Source organism: Kribbella sp. NPDC049584 (assembly GCF_040675555.1).
GTDB lineage: Bacteria > Actinomycetota > Actinomycetes > Propionibacteriales > Kribbellaceae > Kribbella.
Genome location: NZ_JBFAPF010000001.1, coordinates 223,997 through 240,684, shown reverse-complemented (window position 1 = coordinate 240,684; position 16,688 = coordinate 223,997). Strand labels below are relative to the sequence as shown.

At 67.9% G+C, this 16,688-nt stretch carries 12 protein-coding genes; 5 read left to right on the top strand and 7 right to left on the bottom strand.

The features are described from left to right. The 3 genes from ligD to AB0J62_RS01130 are packed head-to-tail and all read right to left on the bottom strand — an operon-like array spanning position 1 to position 3,294. The gene (gene ligD, locus AB0J62_RS01140; protein ID WP_363862708.1) at positions 1–969 is read right to left on the bottom strand and encodes a non-homologous end-joining DNA ligase; all 969 of its coding nucleotides are present in this window, start codon (positions 967–969) and stop codon (positions 1–3) included. 35 nt (positions 970–1,004) lie between these two features. After that, on the bottom strand, positions 1,005–2,150 hold the full coding sequence (locus tag AB0J62_RS01135; protein WP_363862705.1) for a branched-chain amino acid aminotransferase: 1,146 nt from the start codon (positions 2,148–2,150) through the stop codon (positions 1,005–1,007). Between the two features lie 13 nt (positions 2,151–2,163). Then, positions 2,164–3,294, bottom strand: a complete 1,131-nt coding sequence (locus AB0J62_RS01130) for a helix-turn-helix transcriptional regulator (protein ID WP_363862702.1) — start codon at positions 3,292–3,294, stop codon at positions 2,164–2,166. A gap of 664 nt (positions 3,295–3,958) precedes the next feature. Here AB0J62_RS01130 and AB0J62_RS01125 point away from each other — a divergent pair. Then, positions 3,959–4,666 carry a hypothetical protein gene (locus tag AB0J62_RS01125; RefSeq protein ID WP_363862699.1) on the top strand — a complete coding sequence of 236 codons (708 nt, stop codon included), beginning with the start codon at positions 3,959–3,961 and terminating at the stop codon, positions 4,664–4,666. Here AB0J62_RS01125 and AB0J62_RS01120 read toward each other — a convergent pair. Together AB0J62_RS01120 and AB0J62_RS01115 are read right to left on the bottom strand one after the other, a co-directional pair. Further along, on the bottom strand, positions 4,663–7,647 hold the full coding sequence (locus AB0J62_RS01120; RefSeq protein ID WP_363862696.1) for a S8 family serine peptidase: 2,985 nt from the start codon (positions 7,645–7,647) through the stop codon (positions 4,663–4,665). The two genes, AB0J62_RS01125 and AB0J62_RS01120, sit on opposite strands and share 4 nt — an antisense overlap. A gap of 144 nt (positions 7,648–7,791) precedes the next feature. After that, the gene (locus AB0J62_RS01115; RefSeq protein ID WP_363862693.1) at positions 7,792–8,568 is read right to left on the bottom strand and encodes a methyltransferase domain-containing protein; all 777 of its coding nucleotides are present in this window, start codon (positions 8,566–8,568) and stop codon (positions 7,792–7,794) included. Between the two features lie 108 nt (positions 8,569–8,676). Here AB0J62_RS01115 and AB0J62_RS01110 point away from each other — a divergent pair, with 108 nt between their 5' ends. From AB0J62_RS01110 to AB0J62_RS01100, 3 genes are all read left to right on the top strand, one after another. After that, on the top strand, positions 8,677–10,431 hold the full coding sequence (locus tag AB0J62_RS01110) for a glycosyl hydrolase family 18 protein (RefSeq protein ID WP_363862690.1): 1,755 nt from the start codon (positions 8,677–8,679) through the stop codon (positions 10,429–10,431). A 103-nt stretch (positions 10,432–10,534) separates the two neighbouring features. Further along, on the top strand, positions 10,535–12,196 hold the full coding sequence (locus AB0J62_RS01105; RefSeq protein WP_363862687.1) for an FAD-dependent oxidoreductase: 1,662 nt from the start codon (positions 10,535–10,537) through the stop codon (positions 12,194–12,196). Further along, positions 12,196–13,662, top strand: coding sequence for an ATP-binding protein (locus AB0J62_RS01100; protein WP_363862684.1), 1,467 nt, complete (start codon positions 12,196–12,198; stop codon positions 13,660–13,662). The genes AB0J62_RS01105 and AB0J62_RS01100 overlap by 1 nt, the downstream gene beginning before the upstream one ends. 141 nt (positions 13,663–13,803) lie before the next feature. Here the strand turns inward: AB0J62_RS01100 and AB0J62_RS01095 are convergent, their stop codons facing one another. Continuing rightward, the gene (locus tag AB0J62_RS01095) at positions 13,804–14,646 is read right to left on the bottom strand and encodes a dienelactone hydrolase family protein (RefSeq protein WP_363862681.1); all 843 of its coding nucleotides are present in this window, start codon (positions 14,644–14,646) and stop codon (positions 13,804–13,806) included. A gap of 126 nt (positions 14,647–14,772) precedes the next feature. Here AB0J62_RS01095 and AB0J62_RS01090 point away from each other — a divergent pair, with 126 nt between their 5' ends. Next, positions 14,773–15,708 carry a helix-turn-helix domain-containing protein gene (locus AB0J62_RS01090; RefSeq protein ID WP_363862678.1) on the top strand — a complete coding sequence of 312 codons (936 nt, stop codon included), beginning with the start codon at positions 14,773–14,775 and terminating at the stop codon, positions 15,706–15,708. Positions 15,709–15,710: 2 nt separating this feature from the next. Here the strand turns inward: AB0J62_RS01090 and AB0J62_RS01085 are convergent, their stop codons facing one another. Then, complete coding sequence (locus AB0J62_RS01085; protein ID WP_363862675.1) at positions 15,711–16,661, bottom strand: sugar kinase; 951 nt, start codon at positions 16,659–16,661, stop codon at positions 15,711–15,713. Between the last annotated feature and the right edge of the window lie 27 nt (positions 16,662–16,688).

Below are 16,688 nucleotides of genomic sequence, written 5' to 3'. Positions count from 1 at the left end.
CTACTCGTCCTCCGGCGGCGCTTCGGCACCTTCCCGTTCGTCACGCTCGGCCCACTCCATCAGCGTGTCCAGTGAGTAGACGTTGTCGTCGATGTCCGCGTGCAGGTCGCCGAGTTCGGCGTACCGTGCCGGGACGGTCTCGATGGTGAAGTCCTTCGGGTTCACGTCGTCGATCTCGTCCCAGCGGATCGGGGTCGACACGGTGCCTTCGGGGTTGCCGCGGACGGAGTACGCACTCGCGATCGTGTGGTCGCGGGCGTTCTGGTTGTAGTCGACGAAGAGCTTCTTCGGGTCGCGGTCCTTGCGCCACCAGGTCGTGGTCACGTCGTCCGGCGCACGCCGCTCGACCTCACGGGCGAACGCGAGCGCCGCACGCCGTACGTCGGAGAAGCCGTACGCCGGCTCGACGCGAACGTAGATGTGGATCCCCGAACCGCCGGACGTCTTCGGATAGCCGACCGCACCGAGCTCCTCGAGCACTTCGTGGGCGACGTGCGCGACCCGCCGCACCCGGTCGAAGGGGCAGTCGGGCATCGGGTCGAGGTCGATCCGCCACTCGTCGGGCTTCTCGGTGTCGGCGCGACGGGAGTTCCACGGGTGAAACTCGACCGTCGACATCTGCACCGCCCAGACGACATGCGCGATCTCGGTGACGCACAGCTCGTCGGCGGTCCGGTTGTACCGCGGGAACTTGACCCGGACCGTCTCCATCCAGGGCGGCGCACCGTGGGGCAGTCGCTTCTGGTGGACCTTCTCGCCCGCGACGCCCTCGGGGAATCGGTGCATCATGCAGGGGCGCTCGCGGAGCGCGTTGACGATGCCGTCGCCGACGGACAGGTAGTAGTTGACCAGGTCGAGCTTGGTCTCGCCGCGGGCAGGGAAGTACACGCGGTCCGGGTTGGAGATCCGGACCGTCCGCTCCCCGACTTCGAGCTCGATCGCCGGCGACTTGCCCTTGGACTCGGCCATGGTGCCAACCTAACCGGCGCCGGGGACAAACGGCATCAAGCCAGCCGCGTAAGCCAGCCGCGGGTGTCGGGAGTGCGGCCGTACTGCAGGTCGAGCAGCGTGGACCGGATCTTCGCGGTGACCGGGCCGACGCCGTAGTCGACGGAGTGGTCGCCGATGGTCAGGTCGCCCTCGGGCCAGGCGACTCGGCCGATCGGCGTGATGACCGCTGCGGTGCCGGAGGCGAAGACCTCGGTGATCTCACCGTTCTGTACGCCGTCGCGCCACTCGTCGGCGGAGATCCGGCGCTCCTCGACCGGGTGGCCGAGGTCGGCGGCGAGCTCGAGCACGGATGCGCGGGTGACGCCTTCGAGGATCGAACCGTTCAGCTCGGGCGTTGCGATGCGGCCATCGGCGTACACGAAGAACATGTTCATGCTGCCGATCTCTTCGAGCCACCTGCGCTCGACCGCATCGACGAACGCGACCTGCTCACAGCCGTTGGCCACTGCCTCGGCCAGACCGGCCAGGCTGGACGCGTAGTTGCCGCCGCACTTGGCTGCGCCCGTCCCGCCCGGCGTCGCTCGGATGGTGGAGGTCGTCAGCCAGATGGAGACGGGCTTGGGGCCGGTGTTGAAGTACGGGCCGGCTGGTGATGCGATGACGCCGAACAGCACCTCGTGCGACGGCCGGACGCTGAGTGCGGCCTCGGTGGCGATCATGTACGGCCGGAGATACAGACTGGTCTCGCTGGCTTCGGCTGACGGCACCCAGGCCTCGTCAACGGTCACCAACGCGCGCAGTGCTGCGACGAACTCGTCCTCCGGCACCTGCGGCAACGCCAGCCGCTCGGCGCTCGCAGTGAACCGGGCTGCGTTCCGGTCGGGGCGGAAGGCCCACACCGAGCCGTCCGGGTGCCGGTACGCCTTGAGTCCCTCGAAGATCTCCTGCGAGTAGTGGAAGACAGCAGCCGCCGGGCTCAGCTTCAGCGGTGCGTACGCCGTCACCTTGGCGTCATGCCAGCCCTGATCCAGTGACCAGTTGGCAACCACCATGTGGTCGGTGAACGACTGCCCGAACGCCGGATCCGCGAGCACGGCCGCCCGAGCCTCTGCGCTGGCCGGATCACTGCGCAGCTCGACTGCGAAGTCCCACTTGTCTGCCACTGCCGTTGTCCGCTGTTCACCTGTCACCCACCGCACGCTACCCCTGCGCTCACCTCCAGCTCGACCCACTGCCCACACTCCGGCCCTTGGTCCCCAGCAGTCTGCGTAGCTCCACTGCACCGCGCTCGCTCTCGGGCACAACGCGGAGCACGCGATCGGCAGCGTCGTGCACCCAGAGGTCGCGCCACTCGTCGGGCAGCTCGACCAGGACCCGCAGAGCCGTGGCCAGGCCGGCCGGGACCTCTCCGGCAACAGCCAGACTCTCGGCCAGGGCGAGGTCGATCTTGGCGCGTTCGCCGATCCAGCGCTCCGGGCAGAGCTCTCTGGCTCGCTCGAGCAGGATGCAGCCCGGGACCCCATATCCCAATCGCGCGCACACCCGTCCCTCGGCCCAATGCAGCTGGTAGGGCATCCAGTCCGCCGGTCGCGCGGCGAGGCCCTCGTCGCCGATGCCCACAAGCACTTGCAGCGCCCGATGCGCCTCCTCGCTCCGCCCAAGCTCGGCCAGGACGAGCGCCCGCGCCGCATGGGACACCGCGGTCGGTGAATGGTGCGCCAAGGCTTTGTCGGCCAGCTCCAGCAAGGGCGGCAACGGACGTCGCTCGGCGAGACCGCTGATCGCCTCTCTGGCACACACCAGCGCCTCTCCGGCACCGACTGCCGACGCATGCGCGGCCAACCACCAGCGCCTCGCCGAACGTCGCTCGCCAAGCCCGGTGAGGGTCTCTGCGACGAGGATGCTCAGCTCGACCGTCTGCATCTCGTCACCGCCCCGAGCCTGCAGAAGCTGCAGCTCACTCACCAGATCGGGCAGCAGCGCACCCGGCGGCGTGCTGCGGAAGTCGTCGAGCGCAATCGCCTGGTCCGCAACATCGGCGGCTGCGACCAGCCCTTGCCGGGCCGGCTCCAACGGGTCGGCTGTTTGCCCGGGCCGCTCGGTGCGGGAGGGCCTTCGCTCGAAGGTGACGGTCAGCTGGTCGCCGGTGCCGAGCTCACGGTCGCAGAGCCGGGCCAAGTCCGCAGACCCCGGCCGCTGCCCGCGCTCCACCTGCGACAGGTAGCTGTGGTCGTACCCAACGCGGGCTGCCAGTTGCCGCAGGCTCAGGCCGGCCGCCTGCCTGGACTGCCGCAAGTGCGTCCCGAAGGCACTGCTTGCCTCAGTAGTAGATGTCTCGGTCACAGGACCACCCCGTTCGCGCTTCGAGCTCATGTGGTGCGTGCCGTGACGCTACATGCCCTCGCCGACAAAAACCGTGAAAAACAAGGGCATGTGGGCTGTGGGCTGTTCCCACAGCCCACAGCCCACACCTGTTGTACGCAGCCCCCTCTGGGCAGTCTGGAGAGGTGAACACACTGCAGCGACAGGCTCGCCTCTTCCACCTGGTCCACCAAACCACCACCCTCGCCGAAGGTGTCGAGTGGTCCGACGGCACGGCAGCCCTGCGCTGGCGCGCCCCTCACCCAAGCACCTCCACCTGGGACGGCGGCGTCCAAGCACTACTGGAAGTCCACGCCACAGCCGGCCACACGACCCTCCGCTGGCTCACCACCACACCAGACATCAGAAGATCAGCCCCACCGCCACCGGCCGACCCCGTCAAGACAGTCTGGCTGCCGGTCGCCACCCCCGGGGGCCTCTGCTCCCGCTGCGGCCAACCCTGGCCCTGCCTCAGCTGCGGTCCTTAGGGTCCTGAGTCGGACACCAGCTGTCCGGGCAGGTTCGTCGTCTTTGAGACAACGCTGTCAGGGATTACTTGACGCGGTTTAGTGTGAGGGGGTTTGGGTTGGGTTGGTGAGGGGTGATCCGGGTGGTGGTAGACCCGCTGGATGAGTTGGATGCTCAGGTGGCTCGGCTTCGGTCGGTGGCGGACGAGTTGCGGTCGGCCCGGGCGAATCCGGTGCTGAGCGGGGACCAGGTCGAGCTGATCGAGGACGGGCCGACGCTGCTGGCGGCGTACGAGGAGATGCAGCGGAGTTGCCGGGAGCAGATCCGGGCGCTCGATCGGGGGCCGTACTCCGCGCCGCCGGCGTCGCAGCAGAAGCTCGAGCTGGAGCGGCTGGGTGAGGGTCTGGTGTACCGGGCCATCTACGGGTTCGAGGTCTTCGAGTCCGAGGAGGTCATGTCGGTGCTGCCGGAGCTGCGATCGGCGGGTGAGCAGAGCCGGGTGCTGCCGCAGATGCCGATGAAGATGGTGCTGGGCGACGACAACATGGCGCTGGTCGCGCTGACGAAGCGGGCGCCGGCGGAGTGCCATCTGCTGATCCGGTCGACCGGTCTGCTCGACGGTCTGATCGCGACGTTCGAGATGCTGTGGGGACTGGCCGTGCCGATGCCGGAGCTCGATGCCACCGGTGAAGTCGCGGCACTGCGAGCTCCGGACCGGGACGTGCTGATGTTGCTGGCCGGCGGAGCGACCGACGACACGATCAGCCGACGGTTGCGGATCAGTCCCCGGACGACCCAGCGCCGGGTCCGCGCGCTGATGGATGCGCTCGGCGCGCAGACCCGGTTCCAAGCGGGCGTTCAAGCCGCCCGCCGCCGCTGGATCTAGTTGATAGTCACGACCGTCCCGGCCCGGTTCGGGAACTCGACGAAGCCGGTGGAGCGCTTGTCGGTCGGCAGCCCCGACCAGGACGCGGTGACCTGGAAGGGCTTGAACGCGGCCGGAGCCACCGGAGGCGACACCTTGAGCGTGCTGCCCGACGACGCGGTCACGACGTTGGTCTGCATCGTGTACTCCGTCGTGTCGGCACCTGGCGGGTTGGACAGGGTGATCGCGAGCACACCCCAGACGCCGGGAGCAGGCGCGGGCACACTGGCAGACGCCTGGTTCGAGCCGTCACCGACAAACGACAGGAACTGCTTCTGACCGTTCACGACCTTGTAGAGCACCAGCCAGATGCTGCCGGCCGGGTCCACCGTCTTGATGTTCCACTGCACCGCCTTCGTCTGCGCGGTCGCCGTCACCGGGTAATCCGGCAGATCGGCGTCGGCGGCACCTGCGGGCACCGCACCGGCCACGAGAGGAGCCGACACCACGCCGTACGAGCGGATCGGTGCGCCGGCCTTGCCGGAGGTGGCAGTGAACGACACCGAGCCGGCAGCGCCCGACCCGGACACTGCGGTCGGAGCGAGCACGGACGTCGGTACGGCGACGATCGGGCTGCGGACTGTCTTCCCAGCGCCCTGCCAGGTCAGCCAACCGTTGGTGGTCGCACCGGAGTCACCGGTGTCCAGAGTGAGCTTCACCTTGAAGGTCTTGGTCTGACCGGCCTCCGTGAAGTTCAGGATCGACGGTGTCACCACTGCCTTCATCCCGGGTACGGAGACCGTCGCCCGGTACAGGCCCGGAGTCACAGCGGTCACGCGCCGGGTGATGGTCTGAGTGCCCAGCAACTGACCGACCGCGATCGACGGAGCGTTGTAGTCGCTCGGGTTGATCGCAGGGACGCCGGTGCCGGTGTTGACCCCACTGCCCTCCAGGTAGCCGAGCCAGTCCGCGTCACCCGAGTCGTAGACCAGACCGGGGTCCAGCATCTTGGACGGCTGCACCTCGCCGGCACCTGCATCGAACGGGTTGGTGTCGACAGCTCCGCTCGAGGTGAGCACAGTTCCAGCAGTGGTCATCAGGGCTGACTTGACCGCCATCGGCGACCAGTCCGGGTGCTTCGACAGGTAGAGCGCTGCCAGGCCCGCCACGTGTGGTGCGGCCATCGACGTACCGGAGAGGAACGCGTAGCTCTGGCCGTTGTTGGTGGGCGGTGCGACCGCAGCCAGCACGTTCACACCAGGTGCAGCGAGATCGGGTTTTAACAGGTTGCCGTGGCTCGCCAGAGAAGGACCGCGCGACGAGAAGTCGGCCATCTGGGGGTACGGCGTCTGGGTAGCAGTTGTGTTGCCCGGCACGAGCTCAGCTGTTGCGCCGGCCTGTGCAGCGTAGGACTTCACCGACAGCGCGTCCGGTGCGTTGAGGTGCACGGTCGGTACGGCGTGGGAGTCGCCGACCACGTCCTGCGGGAACAGGTTGAGCAGCACCATCCCGACACCACCCGCCCGCTTCACCTCGGTGGACTTGTCCACCCGGGCGTTGACGCCCCGCTCGCAAGCGACGATCTTCCCGGCCGTCTTGCTCGGGTCCAGAGTGTTCGCCATACAGAGCAATGCGTCTGCGTCACTCACGCCCGCGTTCTTGACCGCGGCTGGGCTGACGAGCGGCTTGCTACCGGTCGGCATCGCCACCGTCGTACTGAGGCCGGCGTACTTCTGGCCGTTGCCCAGCAGAACGGTCCCTTCGTACGGCGCGACTGTGCTGGCGCCGACCGTGGTCACCCACGGGGAGGTGTTGTCGAGCGTGGACGCGTCCGGACCGGAGTTGCCGGCGGCAGCGGAGACGAAGACACCGGCCGACGCGGCCGACAGGAATGCCAGCTGGATCGGATCGGTGTGCTCGGACTCGAAGATCGAGCCGACCGAGTAGTTGATGACGTCCACGCCGTCCGCGATCGCCTGGTCGATGGCGGAGAGGATGTCGGAGGTGAGGCCGCCGGAGTTCTGTCCGTCCTTGCCGGACCAGAGCGCCTTGTACACAGCGATCTTCGCGGCCGGAGCGACACCTGTGACCGTGCCGAAGCCGACACCGCCGACCGAGACGTCCACATTGGCCCGGCCGGCCGCGGTGGTCGCAGTGTGGGTCCCGTGACCCTCACCGTCGCGCGGTGACACGTAGTCGGCCCGCTGGTCCGGCGGGACCAGGTTGAGCCAGCCGTCGCCGAAGTACTTCGCACTGATCAGCTTGGTGTTGCACTGGTCGGCGGTGAAGTCCTCGCCGGCCTCGCAGCTACCTGTGAAGGTGCTGCCGTCAGCCTTCTCCATGATGGTCGTCGTGCCCGAGAGGTACGGACGGTAGGGGTCTGCCGCGGTCGGCGGCATCGTACCGAGCTTCGGGCCGGACAGGGAGGCGCTCTCCGGCCAGATGCCGGTGTCGACGACGCCGACGACGACGCCCTGGCCGGCGGTCGCCGTACCGCCGAGTGCGTTCCAGACGCCGGTCTGGCCGGACAGCTTGAGGAAGTCGGTCGGCTTGCGGTCGTCCAGAGCGACATGCAGCTGGTCAGGTACGACGGACACGACACCAGGCGTCTTGCTGAGCTCGTTGACCTGCTTGGAGGTCAGAGAAGCGGCGAAGCCGTTCAGAGTGGTCGAGTAGTCGTGGTCGACCTTGGCTCCGACCTCTGCAGCGACCTGTGCGTGCTTGCCGGTCAGGAACGAGCGGTACGCCTTCGCATTGCTGCTGTTGACCTCGACCTTGCGACCAGCCGCCGGCTTGGTGGCCTTGAGCCCGGTAACGCCACCTTGGTACGTCGCCAGCGGCTTGTCGGCCAGCGTCACGACGTACCGGCCGGGGGCGAAGCTCGACCGGCCCTGCGGGGTGGGGGGAGGTGTTGCTGATCCTGGTGGAGCCACCAAGGCGGTGGTGATCAGCGCGGCGCCTGCCAAGAGTGCGGCACGCCTGCGCAGGTTGGGATGGTTCACGTGATGCCTCCACGGCATGTTGTCCTGGCCGTGGGCTGTAGCCCCGGCCGCCCGCCCCCGAGCCCGGACGCGGAAGAGCCTGCCAATTGGCCGCTCCGACTACACCGTTTTGGCTCCAACTGGCCGCTGGCGAAAACCTGCCACTCAGCGGGTGGCTGTTGCGAGCAGGTACTGCGCAGGGAGGCGGACCTGGCCGCGTGCGTCGGTCCAGTTGTCGGCCAGGGTCTGCAGGAAGCGGGTGCGGACCTCGTCCAGGCGACCTGCTCGCTCGAGGAGCGGGAAGGTCGCGACGCCTAGTGGGTGGTTCGCGATTCGCGTTTCCCAGTAGTGCTCCGGGCTGGGGGCGACGACGGAGAGTTCCAGGGTGGCTGTGCTGACCTGGTACCCGTGCGGGGACAGGAGGGCGGACAGAGTTGCCGGGTCGTGCCAGTTGGTGGCGCCGTTCGCGGAGGTCTGGCCGGTGACTTCCTGGACTGCGCTGACGACGACGCCGACGAGTTTGCCCATCACTCCGGGCAGCCAGCTGGTGAGCAGGATGCGGCTGGTCGGGGCTGCGACGCGGGACAGCTCGGCGATCGCAGCGGCGGGGTCGGGCGCGAAGATCACAGCGAAGTTGGACAGGATGACGTCGGCCGATCCGTCGGTGAGTGGGATCGACGCCGCCGTACCGTCGACGACGGTCAGGTCGCGGGCGCCTGCGGTTTCCTGGATGACCTCACGGAGACGGGCGGCCGGTTCGACCGCCGTGACGCGGGCGCCCAGGTCAGCGGCGAGCAGGGCGACGTTTCCGGTGCCGGCGCCGACGTCGACCACATGTTCACCGGGCTTGATCCGCGCCGCGTCCACCAGTTCCCGGGCCGCCGGCCACAGGTCGGCCGCCGTCGCTTCGTACGTCCCCTGGCCCCAGTCGATGTCGCTCACCCGGGTCAGCCTAGGCCGGATTCCGACAGCGTCGGGTTCCCGCCGCGGGTGATGCATTGACGTGGATTTATGGAGGCTCTCTACTAAATCCATCGTCGAGGAGGTTTCATGCGTGCACGGTGGCTTGCTGTGGTGGTTGGGGTGTTGCTCGCCGGGGTCACGGTGCCGGCGCAGGCGGCGAACATCCTGAGCAACCCGGGGTTCGAGACCGGGTCGTTGAGTGGATGGAGCTGCTCGGGTGGGTCGGTGGTCAGCAGTCCGACTCGCAGTGGTGGCTTTGCGTTGAACGGTGCGGTGACGAGCTCCGACTACGCCCAGTGCAGTCAGACGGTGTCGGTGCAGCCCAACACGGCGTACACCTTGTCGGGTTGGGTGCGCGGCTCGTACGTGTACCTCGGAGTCACAGGTGGTTCGTCCACCTGGACGCCGTCGGCGGCGAGCTTCACGCAGCTGAGCCTCTCCTTCACGACCGGAGCGAGTCAGACGTCCGCGCAGATCTACGTGCACGGCTGGTACGGGCAACCGGCGTACCAGGCCGATGACTTCAGTCTGGACGGGCCTGGCGGTACGCCGGGTGCCCCGAGCGCTCCTGGTACGCCGACTGTCACCAGTGCGACCAACTCCGCCATCTCGTTGAGCTGGCCGGCTGCGACAGGCACTGTCACCGGCTACCGGGTTTATGAGGGCACCAGCGTCGTCCAGACCGTCACCGGAACTACAGCCACCATCAGCGGGCTCCAGGCATGTAGTAGCCACAGCTACTCGGTGGCGGCGTACAACAGCGTTGGTGAGTCGCCGAGGTCAGCAGCTACCAGCGGTACGACGGGAGGCTGCACCAGTACCGGTCTGGCGAAACATGCGCTGATCGGCTACCTGCACGCGAGCTTTGCGAACGGGTCCGGGTACGTGCGGATGGCCGACGTACCGGACCAGTGGGACATCATCGATCTGGCCTTCGGAGAGCCGACCAGCGTCACATCGGGGGATATCCGGTTCAACCGGTGCCCTGCGTCTGAGTGTCCGAATGTGGAGAGCGATGCGGAGTTCATCGCAGCGATCCGGGCCAAACAGGCCGCCGGTAAGAAGGTGCTGATCTCGATCGGCGGTGCGAACGGGCAGGTGCAGCTCACCACCACAGCCGCGCGCGACGCGTTCGTCAGCTCCGTCAGCTCGATCATCGACCGCTACGGCCTGGACGGGCTCGACATCGACTTCGAAGGGCACTCGCTGTACCTCAACGCCGGTGACACCGACTTCCGCAATCCGACCACTCCGGTGATCGTCAACCTGATCTCGGCGTTGAAGACGCTGAAGGCGAAGTACGGGTCCCGCTTCGTGCTGACGATGGCGCCGGAGACGTTCTTCGTGCAGGTCGGCTACCAGTTCTACGGCGGCTCAGGTGGCAGCGACAACCGGACCGGTTCGTACCTGCCGGTCATCCATGCGCTGCGCGACTCCCTGACGGTCCTGCACGTCCAGGACTACAACTCCGGTCCGGTGATGGGGCTGGACAACCAGTACCACACGATGGGCGGCGCCGACTTCCACATCGCCATGACCGACATGGTCAAGGCCGGATTCCCGGTGGCGAACACCGGCCAGACATTCCCGGGACTGCGCGACGACCAGATCGGTATCGGGCTCCCGGCAGCAGTCAGCGCGGGTAACGGCTACACCGCCCCGGTAGCCGTACACCAGGCGCTCGACTGCTTGGTGAAGGGCCAGAACTGCGGCGGCTACAGCCTCCGCGGCGGCTCTTCACCGGGCTTCCGCGGGCTGATGACGTGGTCGATCAACTGGGACCACTACTACAACTGGGAGTTCCAGAACAACCACGCGCCGTACCTCGACGCCCTCCCGTAGGCCGCCCCTCGCGCCCGGTTCGCGGATCAGCCCCTCGCGAACCGGGCGTGGGCCTGTGGATTACCGATCCCGGTTTATGGCCTTCCGCTGGTATGAAGGAGGCATGACAGCGTCAACGACCCGCGCGGTGATCCTCACCGTGGACGACGATCCCGGCGTTTCCCGGTCAATCGCCCGTGACCTCCGCCGTCGGTACGGCGAGGAGAACCGCATCGTCCGGGCGGAGAATCCGGCGCAGGCGCTGGACGCCCTGAAGGAGCTCAAGCTCCGCGGCGAGCCGGTCGCCCTGCTGCTGGCCGACTACCGGATGCCCCAGATGTCCGGCATCGAGTTCCTCGAAGCCGCGATGGATCTGTTCCCGCTCGCCCGCCGCGTGCTGCTGACGGCGTACGCCGACACCGATGCGGCGATCCAGGCCATCAACGTGGTCGACCTCGACCACTACCTGCTCAAGCCGTGGAACCCGCCGGAAGAGAAGCTGTATCCGGTGGTCGACGCGATGCTCGAGCTGTGGAAGTCGACCCCGGAGCCGTCCGGCGACGAGACGCGGGTGATCGGTCACCGCTGGTCGGCGCCGTCGTTCGCGGCCCGCGACTTCCTCGCCCGCAACGCAGTGCCGTACCGCTGGCTCAACGTCGACGACGAAGAGGCCAAGCGTCTCCTCGACGCGGCCGAGGTCGACGGCTCGACGCTGCCGGTCGTGATCACTCCGGACGGCACGGTGATGGTCGCGCCGTCCGAGACCGAGCTGGCCAACAAGGTCGGGCTGTCCACGGCGCCGGCCAAGGACTTCTACGACCTGGTCGTGGTCGGCGGCGGTCCGGCCGGGCTGGGAGCAGCTGTGTACGGCGCCAGCGAGGGCCTGCGGACTGTGCTGGTCGAGCAGCTGGCGACCGGTGGCCAGGCCGGGCAGTCCAGCCGCATCGAGAACTACCTCGGCTTCCCGGACGGAGTGTCCGGTGCGCAGCTGACGGACCGGGCCCGGCGCCAGGCAGTCCGCTTCGGCGCGGAGCTGCTGACGACGCGTCAGGTTGTGGGGCTGGAGACGCTCGGCAACGCTCGGCGGCTGAGGTTCGCCGACGGCAGCGAGATCTCCGCACACTCGGTGATCCTCGCGACCGGCGTCTCGTACCGGACGCTGCAAGCGCCCGGTGTGGACGAGCTGTGCGGCCGCGGCATCTACTACGGCTCGGCGACCACAGAGGGTCCGGCCTGCGCCGGCATGGACGTTTACATCATCGGCGGAGCCAACTCCGCCGGTCAGGCGGCGGTCTATTTCTCCAGGCATGCGAAGCGCGTGCATATGCTGGTAAGAGGACCATCGCTCACCGCGACGATGTCGTCGTACCTCATCGACCAGATCGACGGGATCGACAACATCGAGGTGCACACCTGCACGCAGGTCGTTTCCTGTATGGGCTCGGAGCACCTGGAACATCTCACCCTGCTCAACAGCGAGACCGGGGAGAAGCGCGAGGTGGACACGGAATGGATGTTCGTGTTCATCGGCGCGGCTCCGCGGACGGACTGGCTGCCCGGTGACCTGCTCCGCGACGATCGAGGCTTCGTCCTCACCGGACCCGACCTGCCCGGCAGACCGCCGGGCTGGCCGCTGGAGCGGGAGCCGTACCACCTGGAGACGAGCATGCCCGGCGTGTTCGCCGCGGGCGACGTGCGGGCCGAGTCGGTGAAGCGCGTTGCCTCGGCGGTCGGCGACGGAGCGATGGCCGTGACACTGGTGCACCGATACCTGGAGATGCTCTGATGACTGATCAAGCTGTGGAGCCGCGGCGGCTGACTCCCGACGAGCTGCGCACGCTGTTCCTCTTCGAGAGCCTCTCCGACGAGCAGCTGAAGTGGCTGTCCGAGGCCGGCTACGTCGAGAGTTGGCACGACGGCATCGTCTTCAACGAGGGTGACGAGGCGACCTGCTGCTACGTCCTGCTGTCCGGCGAGATCCGGCTCTGCAAGCTGTCCCACGGTGAACTGGTCGAGATCAACCGGACCAGCCAGCGCGGGGTGTACTCCGGGGCGTTCAACGCGTTCTTCGGTGCAGCTGACCACAAGTCGTACACGGCGACGATGCAGGTGACGCAGCCCGCGGAGTTCTTCGTCATCGGCGCGGACACGATGGCGACGATGATGAACACCTGGTTCCCGATGGCGGTGCACCTGATCGAGGGCTTCGTCATGGGCATGCGCCGGACCAACGAGACGCTGGGGGAGCGCGAGCGGTTGCTCGCCCTCGGCTCGTTGTCCGCCGGCCTGACCCACGAGCTGAACAACCCGGCCGCCGCTGCGGTCCGGGCCGCGGCCACACTGCGGCAGCGGGTCTCCGGGATGCGATCGAAGCTGGCGATGCTCGCCGACGGCACGCTCGACGCGACCAAACTGCACCAGATCGTCGCTCTGCAGGACGACGCGGTCGAGCGGTTGGACAAGAACAAGGACAAAGACGTCCCGCCGATGGAGTTGTCCGACCGCGAGGACGCACTGACGGACTGGCTGGACGACCACGACGTGCAGGCCAGCTGGGACATCGCACCGGTGCTGGCCGCGGCCGGGCTGGACGTGCCGTGGATGGAGAACGTGCTGACCGCCGTGGGGCCGAAGTACCTCGAGGGTGCGGTGCGGTGGTTGATGTACACGATCGACACCGAGTCGCTGATGAACGAGATCGACGACTCGGTCACCCGCATCTCGACACTCGTCGGCGCCGCCAAGCAGTACTCGCAGATCGACCGCGCGCCGTACCAGACCGTTGACCTGCGGGAGTTGCTGAAGTCGACGCTGGTGATGATGTCGGGCAAGCTCCAGGGGTACGAGGTCGTGAAGGACTTCGATCCCGAGCTGCCGCCGATCCCGGCGTACGCCGCGGAGCTCAACCAGGTGTGGACGAATATCATCGACAACGCGGTCAGCGCGATGGGTGGATCCGGGACGCTGACGATCCGGACCCACCGGGACGGCGCCTACGCGGTCGTCGAGATCGGCGACACCGGCCCCGGGATCCCGGAAGAGATCCGGCGCCGGATCTTCGAGCCGTTCTTCACCACCAAGCCGATCGGCGAGGGCACCGGCCTGGGGCTCGACATCTCGTGGCGCATCGTCGTCAAGAAGCACCACGGCGACCTCCGCGTCGAGTCCGAGCCCGGCCGAACGGTCTTCAAGATCGTGCTCCCCCTCGACCCCGAACGCGAACTGGAGTCCGACCCGGCCCTGCTGTCCTGAGCCGCCCTCACCTGGTCACCGTCACCTGGTTGCCGAGAGCAACCAGGTGACGGCATTGTCGATCTAGCTCGGCCAGGCTGCGCACTTCGGGCAGTTCGTCCCATCTGTTCTTGTCGTACCTCCCGCTCGAACCGGTCGGGGCTAAGACGAGCTGGTGCCTTCGCGTGGGACAAGCAGCTTGGCGGTGAGGAATGCCAGGATCTCGTCGCGGGCCTGGACCGTGGGGTGGCCGGCTTCGTCGACGAAGTGGGCTGTCACGACGCTGTGCGCGCATCCCACGACGTCCCGGAAGAACGGCGGTGGGTCCGGGTTCGCGGCGTCCGCGGGGAGGACGCGTCCGAGGAAGGCGTCGCCCAGGAGTCGCTGGTACGCCGCGAATCGTTGGCCGGTGCACCAGCGGTCGCCCTGGAATCGGTACGCGAGCACCTGCAGGTCTTCGCGGCGGAACCGCTCCGCCAGTGCGTCCGCGTCGGCGGCCGAGAGTTCGAGCTCGCCCGGGGCGTCCAGCGGAAGCGATGGGTGGTTGACGACGGGCGCTATCACCGCCGGCTCGAGCGCCATGGCGAGAGCGAAGTTGCCGGTGAAGCAGAGCCCGATTGCGCCGACACCGGGCCCACCGGCTTCGTCGAGCGCGATCCGGGCGAGACCGCGCAGCCATCCGCTCACCGGGCTCGTCCCGCCGCCGGCGAACGCGCTGAACTCCGCGCTCACACAAGCTCTCCGGATGATCGCCTCGCCGTGCTCGGCGGTCGGGTAGGCGCCGTCCACCCCGAACAACGACGGCACGAACACGGTGAAGCCGGCATCCCGCACCCACCGCGCAAGCCGCGCCACATCCGGGCTGATCCCCGGCATCTCCGGCATGACCACCACAGCCGGACCGGAGCCCGTCACGTGCACCGTCTTCGCAACCCCACCAACCTCCACCACCCGATGCTCAAAGTCATCGAGAGAGTCGTCCAGCGAGCGGCGGGGTGTGGTCATGGTTGAGGGTTTCGTTGGAGGGGGTTGGGTGGCTACTGGCGGGATCGCCAAGGAGGTGGTTAATCTCGCCAGGTGGTGGCGCTTCGGGTTTCGGTGCTTGGGTATCCGGGGTGTTTTGCGTCTGAGGTGCATGGGGTTCCGGATCTGCTGACGATGGCGACGCGGGTCGCGCAGGCGCGTGGGACGGCCGAACCGGCGTACGACGTGCGGATCGTGTCGCCTCGGCGGCGGGTGCTTGCCTCCGGAGGTGGGCGGATCGATGTGGCACCGCTGCGGCCGTCGGACGTGCTGGTCGTGCCTGGGTTCGAGGTCGGGGCGGCGGTGGATGTGGACGGTGTCCTGGCACGTCTCCGCCCGGAGCTCGCGGCCATCCGCGCCTTCGCGGCCGGTGGCGGCGCGGTCGTTTCCCTGTGCATCGGAGCGTTCCTACTCGCCGAGGCCGGTCTGCTGGACAGCCGCAGGGCCACCACCTCCTGGCTGTACGCCGATCAGTTGGCGCGCCGTTATCCAAAGATAGATGTCCGAGCCGACCAACTCGTGGTCACCGATCGCGGCGTGACTACGACCGCCGCCTTCAGCGCGATGTACGACTTTGCCCTCACGCTGATCCGCCGGAACAGCGGTGAGTCCATCGCGCGGACCACGGCCCGGATCGCGCTCGTAGACGACGCCCGGACCTCCCAGGCGCCGTACGTCGACCAGGCGATCCTTCCGGCGGCGGGCTCGTCCTTCGCGGACGACGTGAAGCGCTGGCTGGACCAGCATCTCAACGCTGCCTATGACCTGGAGCAACTGGCTGCTGAGCTTCATGTCAGTTCCAGGACTCTGCTCCGCCGGTTCGGCGAGACAACAGGCACGACGCCGCTCGAGTATCTGCAGGCGGCTCGGGTACGCCGAGCCGGACGACTGCTGGAGACAACCGGTCAGACCGTGTCCCGTATCGCCGGTGAGGTGGGGTACAAGGACCCCGCCTCGTTCAGCCGCCTGTTCCGGCGGCATACCGGGAAGGCGCCGGGCGAGTACCGCTCCCAGTTCCGCCGCTCTCCGGCAGACAGCGCGTGACCTCAGCGCAGGGCGGTGCCCTGGGTGTGGGACAGGAGGCTGAGGTCTTCGCGGGTGGGGAGCGATTCCCAGTCGCCGTACGCCGTGACGCAGAAGGCGCCGGATGTGGTGGCTCGTTCGAGGCGGGCTTCGGTGGAGAGGTTGTCGAGGGTGGCGGAGAGGTAGCCGGAGACGAAGGCGTCGCCGGCGCCGATGCTGTCGACCACGGTGACGGCGAGAGCCGGGCGGTGGATGGTGTGCACCTCGGCCGAGCCGGCGCTCTTGGTATGGGCCCATGCGCCCTTCCCGCCAGCGGTCACTACAAGGGTGTCGACGGTCTTGAGCAGATCGGCCACTGCGTTGCTCGCGTCGGTGAGGAGGTCGAGCTCGTCGTCGGACGTGAAGACCGTGTTGACGTGGGGAAGCAGTTCCCGGACCGCAATGGATGCGTCGGCACGAGACCAGAGGCGGCCCCGGTAGTTCACGTCCAATGAGACCTGGGCGCCTGCCGCGGATGCCGTGCGTACGGCGGCCAACGTCGCGGCCCGCGCGGTGTCGGAGAGCGCCGGCGTGATGCCGGTGACGTGGAGCAGCCTCGGGTTCGCCGCGGTCAGAGCCGCAGTGGTTTCCGCAGCGGTGAGCGTGGACGCGGCCGAACCGCGGCGGTGGTAGCTGACCCTGGTGATGTCGTGCGACGGCTGGTCGAACGCGATGAAGCCGGTGAACGAGTCGTCCGAAAACCGCAGGTACGTCGTGTCGACGTTCTCGGCGCGCAAGGTCCGCTGGATCAGCCGACCCGGCTCATCGTTGCCTACGGCACCCAACCAGGCGGTATCGTGGCCGAGCCGGGCGAGCCCGATCGCCACGTTGCTCTCGGAGCCGGCGACGGACAGGTGCGCGTCGCCGCCGAGGCGCATCGGGCGAGCAGTGCGCACCGAGACCATCGTCTCGCCGAAGGTGAGGAGGTCGGTCATCTGGGTTCTCCGAGGTTGGCTGACCCG

What these genes read in the sequence shown, in the direction of transcription:
- AB0J62_RS01085 (WP_363862675.1), bottom strand. Translation starts at nt 16,661, where the DNA reads ATGACCGACCTCCTCACCTTCGGCGAGACGATGGTCTCGGTGCGCACT.
- AB0J62_RS01110 (WP_363862690.1), top strand. Translation starts at nt 8,677, where the DNA reads ATGCGTGCACGGTGGCTTGCTGTGGTGGTTGGGGTGTTGCTCGCCGGG.
- ligD (WP_363862708.1), bottom strand. Translation starts at nt 969, where the DNA reads ATGGCCGAGTCCAAGGGCAAGTCGCCGGCGATCGAGCTCGAAGTCGGG.
- AB0J62_RS01105 (WP_363862687.1), top strand. Translation starts at nt 10,535, where the DNA reads ATGACAGCGTCAACGACCCGCGCGGTGATCCTCACCGTGGACGACGAT.
- AB0J62_RS01095 (WP_363862681.1), bottom strand. Translation starts at nt 14,646, where the DNA reads ATGACCACACCCCGCCGCTCGCTGGACGACTCTCTCGATGACTTTGAG.
- AB0J62_RS01100 (WP_363862684.1), top strand. Translation starts at nt 12,196, where the DNA reads ATGACTGATCAAGCTGTGGAGCCGCGGCGGCTGACTCCCGACGAGCTG.